Raw genomic sequence first — 12,165 nt, 5'->3', positions numbered from 1 at the left:
AGGTGTGCGAGTATATCATGGATAAAATAATCAAAAGAATTTCACGAGGAATCACCGGCACCCGGCTATGTCTGGCAGCGTTATTGTTGTTAGCATTGCCAGCAGCAGCAGTCCCATTGCTGTACGATGTCAGGTACAACCCCTTGCTCACCGGCGAAACAGAGATCGAGTTTATTTTCGATGAAGATCTCTATACCGATCCCAGCATTCAGGTATTTAACGAGCCGGCGCGGATCGAGTTATATTTCGATAACTCTGATTATGAAGAGAAACTTGAAGAAGTATTAATCGATAAAGCCGGTGTTAAAAGAGTAAAATCTGAATTCCTGGGAGAAGGCTTTAAATCGACTATTTACCTTGATTATCTGAAAATCTACCGGACCCGGGTTCGTGGCAATGTGTTTTACATGCATATCTCAGACAACCCAACTGCAGAGCAGGTTGGTCAGGCTGCAGATGTAACACCTACTTATATTAACCGGTTGCAGGCAATTGATTTTCGTCGTGGCGAAAAAGGCGAAGGCCGGGTGTTAGTGTTCCTGCGGGAAAACACGGCAGCTGTTGATGTTAGTGAGCAGGCCGGCAAATTAATTGTCGAATTCCACAACACTGACATTCTTGATGAGCTACTATATCAGTTAGATGTGATGGATTTCGGTACTATCGTTAACGGAATTGAAACCTTTAAAGATGGTGCGTCAGCTCGTTTAGAAATTGCTACCAGCGATGCTTTTACCTACACCTACCAGCAAATTGATAATATCTTTACCCTTAACGTTGAACGTGACACGACTAACCGCAGTATTTTAGGTGGCGGTCGTGAATATAAAGGTCGTGCCATATCCTTGAATTTTCAGGACATTCCAATCCGGACTGTATTGCAGATTATAGCGGACTATAACGGCTTTAACCTGGTAACCAGTGACTCTGTTACCGGCAATATCACCTTACGTTTAGATGGTACACCATGGGATCAGGCACTGGACATCGTGTTGCGGGTTAAAGGTCTTGATAAACGGATGGATGGCAATATCCTGATGGTTGCACCTACAGAAGAGTTGTCTGCCAGGGAAGCTCGCGAACTGGAAGCCAAACAGCAGGTAGAGCAGCTTGAACCCTTATATTCCGATTACTTAACCATTAACTATGCTAAAGCAGCTGATTTAGCGGGCCTGCTGGCCAATCGTGATGCTACCTTGTTATCAAGCCGCGGTAGTGTAGTGGTTGATGAGCGTACCAACACCATCCTGATTAAAGATACAGCACGTAACATTGAAAGCGTGCGCAAACTGATTGAGCGACTTGATGTGCCGGTTCGTCAGGTACTAATTGAATCGAGAATGGTGACGGTGCGTGACAGTGTTACTGATGAGTTGGGTATTCGCTGGGGTTTCAGTGACCAGCAAAGCACCAGTGGTGGCAATCGCGGTGTATCAGGCAATGCTAATGGTTCTAATGCAATCTCTACCGGCCAGTTCCCGGCGTTGGATGATCGTTGGAATGTTAACCTGCCAATTCAGAACCCGGCTGGTAGTATTGCATTCCACGTGGCGCGTTTAGCCGACGGTACGCTGCTGGATCTTGAGCTATCCGCACTGGAGCAGGAAAATAAAGGCGAAATTATTGCCAGTCCAAGAATTACTACTTCAAACCAGAAAGAAGCCCGTATTGAGCAAGGTGTGGAAATTCCTTATGTGCAGGCCGCTTCAAGTGGTGCAACCACGGTTGAATTTAAGAAAGCCGTGTTAAGCCTGACGGTAACTCCGCAAATCACCCCGGATAACAAGATTATCCTGGATTTGGTGATTACCCAGAATACCCGTGGCGAGACAGTGCAAACGCCTACCGGGCCTGCGACTGCAATAGATACCCAGCAGATTCAAACACAGGTATTGGTTGATAATGGTGAAACAATCGTGCTGGGTGGTATCTACCAGCAGCAAATTTTGTCTACTGTATCTAAGGTTCCTATGTTCGGTGATATTCCTTATGTTGGGGCTTTATTCCGGTCAAAACGCGATGTTAATGAGAAAAATGAGTTACTTATTTTCGTAACGCCGAAAATCCTGACCGAAGGCCAGTAATCATTACCTGATGCGGGAGCTGCGCAGTGGCTCCCGCATTAAGTCAGATTTAACTTGCCAACGAAAGGCCATTCCTGACATAATTCAGCGCTTCAAATTTTCGCGGGAGCCTTTTGGTCCTTCAATTCAACTTTTCATTGAGTAAGCTGATTTAGCACTACGACATATGGCAGAAAAACGTAATATCTTCCTTGTTGGCCCGATGGGCGCAGGCAAAAGTACCATCGGACGTCATTTAGCAGACATGCTTCACCTTGACTTTTACGATTCAGATCAGGAAATCGAGCGCCGCACTGGTGCAGATATAGCCTGGGTATTTGATTTGGAAGGTGAAGACGGTTTCAGAGTGCGCGAAGAAACGGTAATTTCAGATTTAACAGAATTGCAGGGCATTGTTTTAGCTACAGGTGGCGGTTCGGTTATCAGCAAAGAAACCCGCAACCGGTTGTCAGCCCGTGGCATAGTGGTTTATCTGGAAACCCCGATCGAGAAGCAAGTAGCGCGAACTCAGCGCGATAAGCGGCGGCCTCTGTTACAAACTGAAGAAGCACCTCGCGAAGTTTTAGAACGGCTTGCGGCTGAACGTAATCCGCTTTATGAAGAAATTGCTGACTTTACAGTGCGCACTGACGAGCAAAGTGCCCGGGCAGTCGCAAATCAGATTATTGAACAGTTGGGTTTTTAACGAAAACAGGGAGCTGCAAATGCAAAAAGTTGAAGTCCAACTTGGTCAGCGCAGCTACCCGATAGATATAGATACCGGCTTTAGTGCCTTGTCAGCTCCGCTGGCCAATGCCAAACAAGTCGTTATCGTCTCAAACCCAACCGTTGCCCCACTTTATTTAGCGCAGGTTAGCGCCTTATTCCGTCATCCTCCCCAGCATATCCTGATTGCAGATGGTGAAGCTTTTAAAACCCTGGCTTCGTTTGAAACCATCTTGTCTTTTCTGCTTGAAAAAGGTCTGTCACGGGATGTGTTGCTGGTTGCTCTTGGTGGTGGCGTCATTGGTGACCTTACCGGCTTTGTTGCAGCCTGTTTTCAACGTGGCGTAAGGTTTTTGCAAATTCCCACTACTTTACTGTCTCAGGTTGACTCATCAGTCGGCGGCAAAACTGCAGTTAATCACCCTCTTGGCAAGAACATGATTGGTGCCTTTAAACAGCCAGAACAGGTAATTATCAGTACCGCAACGCTAAGCACTTTGCCGCCACGCGAGTTTGCAGCCGGCATGGCAGAGGTAGTCAAATATGCCCTGCTCGGAGATGCAGCCTTTCTGCAATGGCTGCTGCAACATAGTGAGCAGATTTGCCGGCAGGAACCTGAGATCCTGGCCCGGATGATCCAGCATTGCTGTCAGATGAAAGCTGATATTGTCAGTCGGGACGAGACGGAGCAGGGGGAGCGTGCATTGCTAAATCTGGGCCATACTTTCGGCCATGCTATAGAGGCCTTTATGGGCTACGGCAATTGGCTGCACGGCGAGGCGGTTGCGGTTGGCATGGTAATGGCGGCAGAATTGTCAGCGCATCGCGGTTGGCTGAGCAGCGGGGATATTGCTAGTGTCAGCAGTGCCTTGCAATGTTTCAGCTTACCAGTAACTATGCCCGATACGATGAAAATTGCTGATTTTATGCCTTACATGAAAACTGATAAAAAAGTAAAAGACGGTCAGATGAGGTTTGTATTGCTGCCAGCGCTGGGGCAAGCCAGTCTGGTTGCTGATGTGACTGAAGCTGAATTGCTGCAGGTTTTTGGTTAATGGATACCTCGGTATTGCAGCAGAAACTGGCTCAGCAGCGTCATTTACTGCCATCACAGCATGAATTGTTGAACAGGTTGTTGTTTCAGCTAGCGTTTAATGACTTTCAGAATATTGGCCTGGTCGGTGCTGAAGGCAGTGGCAAATCGACCCTGGCTTTAGCGTTGGCGGAACTTTTCTCAGAACAGGCAAACGTAGCACTGCTGAGTGGCCCTATAAATGAGACGGAACTCGAAGGCCAGTTACAGCAACATTGGTTTGGGCAGCGCCAGCCTGAACCTGCACTGGCAGAACTGATGGCTGAACTGCCAGCTGACAGTATGCCGCTATTGTTAATTGTTGATAATTTTAATCTGCTCAGTAGCAGTGCCCGCCAAAAACTGTTGCAGCTCGATTGCCTTGGTTTTTTTATGTTGGCCGAGCCATCTGCCGATATGGCGCTGAATTTAAGTATTAATTACCCTACCTTGCAAGATGCCAGTCACATATTGAAAGATAAAGCACTGGATCCACTGGCTATTGCTGAACGGTTTGCTGCCAGTGGCGGCAATATGCATTTATTGCATAGTGCTATTGTTAGGCCTGAAGAGCGCAAAACGCAAGGCGCGGCATTTTGGTTGCTACCTGCTGCCATAGTTCTGCTGGTGCTGGCTGTTGCAATCAACTGGTTGTTGCCTGCCACTGGTGAGCAGACTGTAGCAGTGGAACCTCCAACTCCAGCAGTGGCTGAGTTCACTCCTGTGCCTGCAGACAACTCTGAATATAACGAGAAACCCGAGAGAACTGAGTTGCCGGAGCAGAACATCAATTCTGATGCAGTAAGTAGCCCGGAGCCCGACAACAGTCCTGAATTACCTGACTTCGTTCAGCTGGAAGTAGACGCTGCAGCGACAGACTTAACCGGGTTGTCTGACCTTGTTGAGGGCGAAGCGTCCTCTGAGGTCACAACAACTGAGCAAACAGTCAATGCTGAGCAGGCTGTTGTCACAGAGCAGCCCGCAGACACAGGTTTAAGCAACGATGTTGTGGTGGCAGAGCCAGCAATTGAATCATTTTATCAGGAACAGCAGTTACTGGCATTGCCGGCACGTTTCAGGGTGCTGCAGCTGGCGGTATTGTCATCTGAAGTTGCGGTCGGGCGGTTTATTCAGGCTAACCCTGACACCGATATAGTAGTGTATCAGCGCAGTTGGCAAGGGCAATTACAATGGATAATACTGGCTAAAGATTATTATCCTGATGTCGAAAGTGCACGTCAGGCACGAGCAACGCTGCCAGAGACACTGCGAGCGGCGGGGCCGTTTATCAAGCCCGTTGGGCAGGTGCAACAAGAAATTAAAGCCTTAGCTCGGTTACGTGCTGAGTCAGAGCGGCAGGAATAGTCAGGTGAATGTTAAGCGTAACCGGGCTTTTTTGAAGTGGGCTGGTGGTAAATACAGCCTGGTGCCTGAACTGATAAAGCATCTGCCTGAAGGACCCGAGTTGGTTGAGCCTTTTGTTGGTGCAGGTTCGGTTTTTCTGAACACCGATTACCCTCGTTACGTGTTGAATGACATTAACGCAGATTTAATTCAGTTATATCAGATCGTCCAGCATAAAGCCGATACCTTTGTCGCAGATGCCAGCAGCCTGTTTTGTGCCAGCGCTAATCTGCGCAGCAGCTATCTTAGCTTTCGGCAACAATTTAACAGCTGTACTGATCCTTATCAGCGGGCATTATTGTTTCTTTACCTGAATCGACACGGTTATAACGGGCTGTGTCGCTATAACCTTTCGGGCAAGTTTAACGTTCCTTTTGGTAGTTATAAAAAGCCTTATTTCCCTGAAGCAGAGTTATATTACTTCGCGGAAAAAGCCCAGAAAGCCCGCTTTAGTTGTAGTAGTTATCAGCAGGTATTTACCGGGCTGACGCCTGAGGCCGTCGTTTATTGTGACCCGCCCTATGTGCCCCTTAGCAAAACTGCCAGTTTTACCAGTTACGCGCGGCAGGGTTTCAATCTGGACGATCAAGCACAGCTGGCTAATCTGGCTGAACAGGCCCAGCAAAAGGGTCACAGTGTGTTGATAAGCAACCACGACACTACCTGGACCCGGAAAATATATCAGCAGGCGGTATTAAAAACTATTCAGGTAGGTCGTTCGATTAGTCAGAACGGAGCAGGCAGAGGTAAAGTGGCAGAACTGTTTGCGTTATATCCGGCGGTTAGCCCAGTACCAGTGTTACCGTTAGCAGCAGGGTTGCAACAAACAGCAACGCAGCAATAACGCCAACAACTATGTACGGCACAATGCTCTTGGTTTGAAAATCCAGCTGACGTTGCTTCTCTGATTGTACCCCAACAAATGCACCGAGCACTGCTTTGATAACTTGCCAGGTACTGGCTTTGGTCTCAGCCATTAATTAGCTTTGTTGCTGGCAGGGGTTAAACGGTTTAACAACTCAAGGAAGTCAACAAAATGGAACTGGGTAGAGCGGCTGTCTCCTTTAATCCAGCTTAGCCAATTTTGTTGGGCATTTTGACACAGCTCGTTAGCCGTTTGGCTGCTGCCGTCCTGGCACAAGGGGCTGGCCTTAAAGTAGCCGGTAGCAGCAGCTGCCAATATAAATACGGCTCCAATCGCTAACGCCTTGCTGTTAAAGGTAATTTTCATGTTAAATCCAGTTAACGCTTTAATCACTAACTGCAGAGTGTAATGGATCTGCATTTTGGATACAAGTTGCTTATTTAGTATACGCTGCAGTAGTTAACCGGATCAGTTGCTCAGGTTATCCTGAGCAACTTTTTTAGACAGCTGGCATTGATGCTCAGAAACCTTTTGAAACGGTGAAAATAACCCGGCTATCACACAGATTGCAGGCATCAATATCGGTATCTACGTAAGCCAGGCTTAAACCTGCACCCAGTACTTCAGTGCTTAAGCCAATACTCCAGTCCAGATAGCTAGCTGCACTGTCGTCATATTCGTTTTGGCCAATATGCAAGTCCAGAGTCAGGTTATCTGTAAGCGCATAGCTGTAACCACCATACAGATAGAAATAGGTACCAGCATTGGCATAATAGTCATCACTGTATGCCAGGCCAAAAGTAAAAGCCTCATACGACAAAGAACCATACAATTCATAGAAATTAGAGCCGGCAAATTCAGTGTTAGGGTAGCCATAACGCATAGCCCCGACATCTATTGACCAGTCTTCATTTAACGCGCCGCTCCAGCCAAGCATAACATCAAACTCAAGTGTGCCCTGGCCGCCAAAATCTACACTTGAACCCCATACCGAAACATAGAAACCTGACTCGTCACTTAGGGTTAAGCCGCCCTGGATGGCCGGAGCTTCATCGGTTTGCGAAATACCGCGAAACGCATAATCAGAGGTAAAAGTGATATCACCACTAAGCTCAACAGCATGGCTCTGCGGACTGGTGCTGGCCAGGCCAAAAATTAAACTGGCGGTTACTAAACTGGAAAGTGTTGTTGTCATTTTCATTGGTATTGCCCTTATGTTTATTCCCTGGCTAAACCATTCCAATAAGCATGCCAAATGAAATAAACATTTAAATACAATAGCCTGCAAGTTTTCAGTTCGTCTATATACGGCTGGTTGCGCCTAACTGGTGCGCGGCTGCCTGCTTTTTGTGCAACTTACAGCACGTGCTTTTTGTGGGTTAATTCAGTAAAGTCAGCTTTTCAGATCTTTGGAGCCCGTTTATGTTGCCTTATTTAATTGCCCCTTCTATTTTGTCTGCCGATTTCGCCAGGCTTGGCAGTGAGGTCGAAAATGTACTGGCAGCGGGAGCCGATGTGGTTCATTTTGATGTGATGGATAACCACTACGTACCAAACCTGACGATTGGGCCGATGGTATGTAAGGCACTGCGCAATTATGGCATTACCGCGCCAATAGATGTGCATCTGATGGTAGAGCCCGTTGACAGTCTGGTGCCGCAGTTTGCTGAAGCCGGTGCCAGTATTATTACCTTTCATCCGGAAGCGTCGCGCCATATCGATCGCACCCTGCAATTGATTAAAAGCCATGGCTGCCAGGCGGGTTTAGTGTTTAACCCGGCAACACCACTAAGCTATCTTAATTATGTGCTGGATAAGCTGGATGTCATTTTGCTGATGTCGGTTAATCCGGGCTTTGGTGGCCAGAAATTTATTCCTGCCACCCTGGATAAGCTGGTTCAGGTGCGAAAAATGATTGACGCCAGCGGCCTGCCAATCAGGTTGGAAGTGGATGGTGGGGTGACGATTGATAATATCGGCGATATTGCCGCAGCAGGCGCTGATATGTTTGTTGCTGGCTCAGCCATTTTCAACAGCGCTGATTACCAGCAGACGATCAACACCATGCGCCAGACGCTGGCTGCAGTGCATGGCAAATAATTTACTGCGATCAATGCTCGCTTGCGGCTATAATGCCGCTCTTTTTGGATGTTTTAACCGAGGACAGTGAACCCATCATGAGTAGCAAACCAATTGTATTAAGTGGCGCCCAACCTTCAGGACAACTGACCATTGGTAACTACCTGGGCGCACTACGGCAATGGGATCAGATGCAGGATGACTATGACTGTCTGTATTGTATTGTAGATTTGCACGCCATAACGGTGCGGCAGGACCCGGTTGCATTACGTAGCGCCTCACTGGACAGTCTGGCCCTGTATCTGGCTTGTGGCATCGATCCGAAACGCTCAGCTGTATTTATGCAATCCCATGTGCCAGAGCATAGCCAGCTAGCCTGGGTACTTAATTGTTATACCCAGTTTGGTGAGCTGAGCCGGATGACCCAGTTTAAAGATAAATCTGAGCGCCACAATAATAACGTTAATGCCGGCTTATTTACCTACCCGGTATTAATGGCAGCTGACATTTTGCTGTATCAGGCTAACCAGATCCCGGTAGGCCATGACCAAAAGCAGCATTTAGAATTAGCCCGCGATGTTGCAATGCGTTTTAATTCGGCCCATGGCGATATCTTTACAGTACCTGAGCCTTATATTCCGCCGGTCGCGGCCCGGGTAATGAGCCTGCAGGATCCAACGAAAAAAATGTCCAAATCAGATGAGAACCCTTGGAATTTTGTTGGCTTGCTGGAAGATCCGAAAACCATCAGCAAGAAATTTAAAAAAGCGATGACAGATTCAGAAGACCCGCCACGGGTTCGTTTCGACATCGATGCTAAACCCGGCGTGGCTAACTTGCTAAGTATTTTAAGTGGCGTTACTGGTAAATCAGTGCCGGCACTGGAAGCCGAGTATGAAGGTAAAATGTATGGTCATTTAAAAGGTGATGTTGCTGATGCAGTAATCAATTTGCTGGAACCGGTGCAAAAATCTTTTACCGAACTGCGTGCCGATTTACCTACCTTGCAAAGCGTAATGCGTGCTGGTGCTGAAAAAGCCCGGGCCCGGGCAGCAGTCACTTTGGCTAAAGTAAATGATGCAGTGGGTTTTGTGTTGCCATAGCAAGGTCCGGGTTCTGTGGCGCCGCTTAATAGTTGATTACAATTTGTCAGGGGGGGCGCGAGCTAAAAATATCTGGTATTTTTCAAGAGACGTTGTATTGTTATTTGCTGTTGTAGTTAATGCTAAATTTATAGGTAAAACGCTATGTTAAAGTGTTATAGCATAGTCATAATGTCAGTTTGTTTGACCTTCAATGTATTAGCTTCTGGCGATAGTCAACGTTGGCAAATTAAAGCCGTCACTGCAATAAGCTTTCCGGGCCTGGAATTGCTGGCAGACGGCAAACTTAAGCCCGGTTTGCCTTTTAATTATCGCACTATCATCGATTGTATGGAAAATCAGCTTAATGCTGACTTTGTTTGGCAGCAATTCCCTACAGCCCGTTTAGTGCATGTAGCAGTGCAGCATCATGTCGATGTCATTTTCCCAATGGGATATACGCCTGAGCGCAGTAAATTATTGCAGCCGAGCGACTATCTGGTGCAGGAGCAGGATTATTGGGCTTATTTTGCGCACCAGCCTGACTGGCAAAACAAGCAGCTTAATATTGCCGTCAAACAGTCATCACCTCAGGCGGAATGGCTGGCGCAGCAAGGTTATCAAAGTATCCATCAGGTATATGATTACAAGCAGTTGTTGCCACTGTTACTTGCTGGTCGGGTAGACGCGATTAGCATACCCGGAGCGGTGGCTGCGGAATATCAAAAAGGCGCTATCGAAGGGCTGGCGCTGTCTGGTTATTATCAGCGTGAAGCGGGCTTTTACCTGAACCCCAGTTTTGCTGCTGAGCATTTGCCGTTATTTAATCAGGCTGTCCGACAATGCCGTCATTTTGCAGTGTTAGATTTACCTGGATAACTAAAGCGTAACTCGCCACTCATTGTTCTCATATAGCGGCTACAGCTTGCTGATCTGGCCTGCTGTCTGGTTTAATAGCGACTTCACTTTAACGGAGTATCAGCTGCATGCTGCTGATGATCGACAATTACGATTCTTTTACCTGGAATCTGGTGCAGTATTTTGCCGGGCTGGGCCAGCAGGTTGTAGTAAAACGCAACGACGAAATTAATGTGGCGCAAATAGCAGCGTTGGCACCCGAGTGTATTGTGATATCACCAGGGCCGGGGACACCCGAGCAGGCCGGTATCAGTCTGGCGGCGATCGAGCAGTTTGCCGGTAAAATACCACTGCTTGGGGTTTGTCTGGGCCATCAGGCTATTGCTCAGGTTTTTGGTGCTAAGATATGCCGGGCGGCTAAAGTTATGCATGGTAAAAACTCTGACATTTATCATCAGGGCCAGTCTGTATTCGCCGGTTTACCCAGTCCGTTAGCCGTTACCCGTTATCATTCTTTACTGGTTGACGCCGATAGTTTGCCCGCGGAGCTGACTGTAACCGCCTGGACCGACGAACCTGACCAATCAAATGAAATTATGGGAATAATGCATCAGCACATGGCACTGCATGGCGTGCAATTTCATCCGGAAGCTATTTTAAGCAACGCTGGTAAAGCAATGCTGCAAAATTTTTTGCAGCAGTCTGCAGTCACTTACCAACACAACCTGGTTAGTAACTTATGAATAATAAGACAGAGCCTTTAAACCAACGTTTCTGGGATGAGTTTATTGGTGTGAATCCCGATGCGGCTCGTTTGCAGTATCAGGTTAAAGCAGGCTCTTCACCCATTCGCAAGCTATTGGCGGTAGATGCTCAGGCGATGCAGCAGCGGTTAGCCGGTCAACAGGCCCGCCAGCAGTTTGTCGAGTTTGCCCAGGCCCATATGCATGATCAGGTTGCTGACCAGCTGTTTCAGCGACTGGGCAATATATCGCTGGTCAGCGCCTCTATTTTCGATTTAGGAGATAGTTATCATCAGGTGCTGGACAAACTTGCCCACAAAGCCGTGACCATAAACCAGCTCGACCCGTTAATCAGTCAGGTTGACTGGCTAAAGGAAGACTTATTAAAGCTGGTTAACCAACCGCAGTATCGCAATCGCACTGCCTCTGGCGCGCTGATTAAAGATGTTAAAACAGCCTTACGATTTCTCGGGGTGGAAAGTCTGCAGCTGATTGTGCCGGTATATGGCATGCGCCGTTGTTTACCGCATGCTACTGACCCTTTTATTGGTTTTAAAACCCGTTTATGGGATTACGCTCTGGCTTGTGCCATTGCCGCGCGCCGGTTAGCCGAAGACAGTGCAGAGCTGCCTTATGCTGCGTTTTGTGTTGGTTTGTTTCATCCGCTCGGCCATATAGTAGTGACCCGCAATTACCTGCGAACTTATCAGCAAATAAAGCAGGAAGAGCTGTTAAAAGCTCGGGACGAGCGCAACAACGAGTTAACTGATGCGCTGGACGGCCTGGAACCAGATGCCAGTTTTTTAAGTGACAGTTTATTGGAATTCGCTGACATTCTCAGTGCAGATATCAGCTCACGTTGGTCATTACAACATTTGCCATTATGTCAGACCTTAGATCAGCTGGCAGAAGGTATCGGTTATCCGGGGATAAGCCCGCTGGGACGTATTGTGCAGCAGGCTCAGGTTTATGTGCAGTGGCAACAGTTAAAGACCGCGGGCAAAGCCAGTCAGCAGGATGCGGCAGACTGGTTCGCTGCAGTTAAATTAACGGAAGAACAGCTTAATACTCTGGCTAAAACCAATTTAAAACGGCTTAGTATCGATTTATAACATTTTTTTTGGCCATATTCATGCAGGCCCGAAATTCTGCTGGCTAACGACCATATCGCCAGCTGCACCTTTAACGGGGGTCGCAGCTGGTTCTGACTGACGAGTTACTGGTTGCTTAGTTATTCAGTTCGGATGCAAATCTATCTGCAGCCCTTGATTTT

13 protein-coding genes are annotated in these 12,165 nt (G+C 47.6%); 10 read left to right on the top strand and 3 right to left on the bottom strand.

What is annotated here, in order from left to right:
• The first annotated feature begins 17 nt into the window (after window positions 1-17).
• The 5 genes from H141_RS0107870 (at window position 18) to H141_RS0107850 (ending at window position 6,109) form a co-directional block, all read left to right on the top strand.
• The gene (locus tag H141_RS0107870; protein WP_019675708.1) at window positions 18-2,084 is read left to right on the top strand and encodes a type IV pilus secretin PilQ; all 2,067 of its coding nucleotides are present in this window, start codon (window positions 18-20) and stop codon (window positions 2,082-2,084) included.
• 166 nt (window positions 2,085-2,250) lie between these two features.
• Complete coding sequence (gene aroK / locus H141_RS0107865) at window positions 2,251-2,769, top strand: shikimate kinase AroK (RefSeq protein ID WP_019675707.1); 519 nt, start codon at window positions 2,251-2,253, stop codon at window positions 2,767-2,769.
• Window positions 2,770-2,788: 19 nt separating this feature from the next.
• A complete protein-coding gene (aroB, locus tag H141_RS0107860) occupies window positions 2,789-3,844 on the top strand; it encodes a 3-dehydroquinate synthase (protein ID WP_026349320.1) in 1,056 nt (351 codons plus the stop codon).
• Window positions 3,844-5,226, top strand: a complete 1,383-nt coding sequence (locus tag H141_RS0107855; protein WP_019675705.1) for an SPOR domain-containing protein — start codon at window positions 3,844-3,846, stop codon at window positions 5,224-5,226. The genes aroB and H141_RS0107855 overlap by 1 nt, the downstream gene beginning before the upstream one ends.
• A gap of 4 nt (window positions 5,227-5,230) precedes the next feature.
• Window positions 5,231-6,109 carry a Dam family site-specific DNA-(adenine-N6)-methyltransferase gene (locus H141_RS0107850; protein WP_019675704.1) on the top strand — a complete coding sequence of 293 codons (879 nt, stop codon included), beginning with the start codon at window positions 5,231-5,233 and terminating at the stop codon, window positions 6,107-6,109.
• Here H141_RS0107850 and H141_RS0107845 read toward each other — a convergent pair.
• The 3 genes from H141_RS0107845 to H141_RS0107835 all read right to left on the bottom strand — a co-directional run bounded on the left by H141_RS0107845 (window position 6,048) and on the right by H141_RS0107835 (window position 7,331).
• On the bottom strand, window positions 6,048-6,242 hold the full coding sequence (locus H141_RS0107845) for a DUF2970 domain-containing protein (protein WP_026349319.1): 195 nt from the start codon (window positions 6,240-6,242) through the stop codon (window positions 6,048-6,050). The two genes, H141_RS0107850 and H141_RS0107845, sit on opposite strands and share 62 nt — an antisense overlap.
• The gene (locus H141_RS0107840; RefSeq protein ID WP_026349318.1) at window positions 6,242-6,496 is read right to left on the bottom strand and encodes a hypothetical protein; all 255 of its coding nucleotides are present in this window, start codon (window positions 6,494-6,496) and stop codon (window positions 6,242-6,244) included. The genes H141_RS0107845 and H141_RS0107840 overlap by 1 nt, the downstream gene beginning before the upstream one ends.
• A 154-nt stretch (window positions 6,497-6,650) precedes the next feature.
• Window positions 6,651-7,331, bottom strand: coding sequence for a TorF family putative porin (locus tag H141_RS0107835; RefSeq protein WP_019675702.1), 681 nt, complete (start codon window positions 7,329-7,331; stop codon window positions 6,651-6,653).
• A 221-nt stretch (window positions 7,332-7,552) separates the two neighbouring features.
• Here H141_RS0107835 and rpe point away from each other — a divergent pair, with 221 nt between their 5' ends.
• The 5 genes from rpe (at window position 7,553) to H141_RS0107810 (ending at window position 12,004) form a co-directional block, all read left to right on the top strand.
• Window positions 7,553-8,230, top strand: coding sequence for a ribulose-phosphate 3-epimerase (rpe, locus tag H141_RS0107830; RefSeq protein ID WP_019675701.1), 678 nt, complete (start codon window positions 7,553-7,555; stop codon window positions 8,228-8,230).
• Window positions 8,231-8,307: 77 nt separating this feature from the next.
• Window positions 8,308-9,312, top strand: coding sequence for a tryptophan--tRNA ligase (gene trpS / locus H141_RS0107825; protein ID WP_026349317.1), 1,005 nt, complete (start codon window positions 8,308-8,310; stop codon window positions 9,310-9,312).
• Window positions 9,313-9,483: 171 nt separating this feature from the next.
• The gene (locus tag H141_RS0107820) at window positions 9,484-10,170 is read left to right on the top strand and encodes a substrate-binding periplasmic protein (RefSeq protein ID WP_019675699.1); all 687 of its coding nucleotides are present in this window, start codon (window positions 9,484-9,486) and stop codon (window positions 10,168-10,170) included.
• Between the two features lie 107 nt (window positions 10,171-10,277).
• A complete protein-coding gene (locus H141_RS0107815) occupies window positions 10,278-10,892 on the top strand; it encodes an anthranilate synthase component II (RefSeq protein WP_019675698.1) in 615 nt (204 codons plus the stop codon).
• Window positions 10,889-12,004, top strand: coding sequence for an HDOD domain-containing protein (locus H141_RS0107810; protein WP_019675697.1), 1,116 nt, complete (start codon window positions 10,889-10,891; stop codon window positions 12,002-12,004). Before H141_RS0107815 ends, H141_RS0107810 begins: the two co-directional genes overlap by 4 nt.
• Window positions 12,005-12,165: the final 161 nt, after the last annotated feature.

The organism is Arsukibacterium perlucidum DSM 18276, from assembly GCF_000382165.1.
In the GTDB taxonomy this organism is placed as follows: Bacteria; Pseudomonadota; Gammaproteobacteria; order Enterobacterales; family Alteromonadaceae; genus Alishewanella; species Alishewanella perlucidum.
This window is presented reverse-complemented; position numbering and strand designations above follow the sequence as displayed.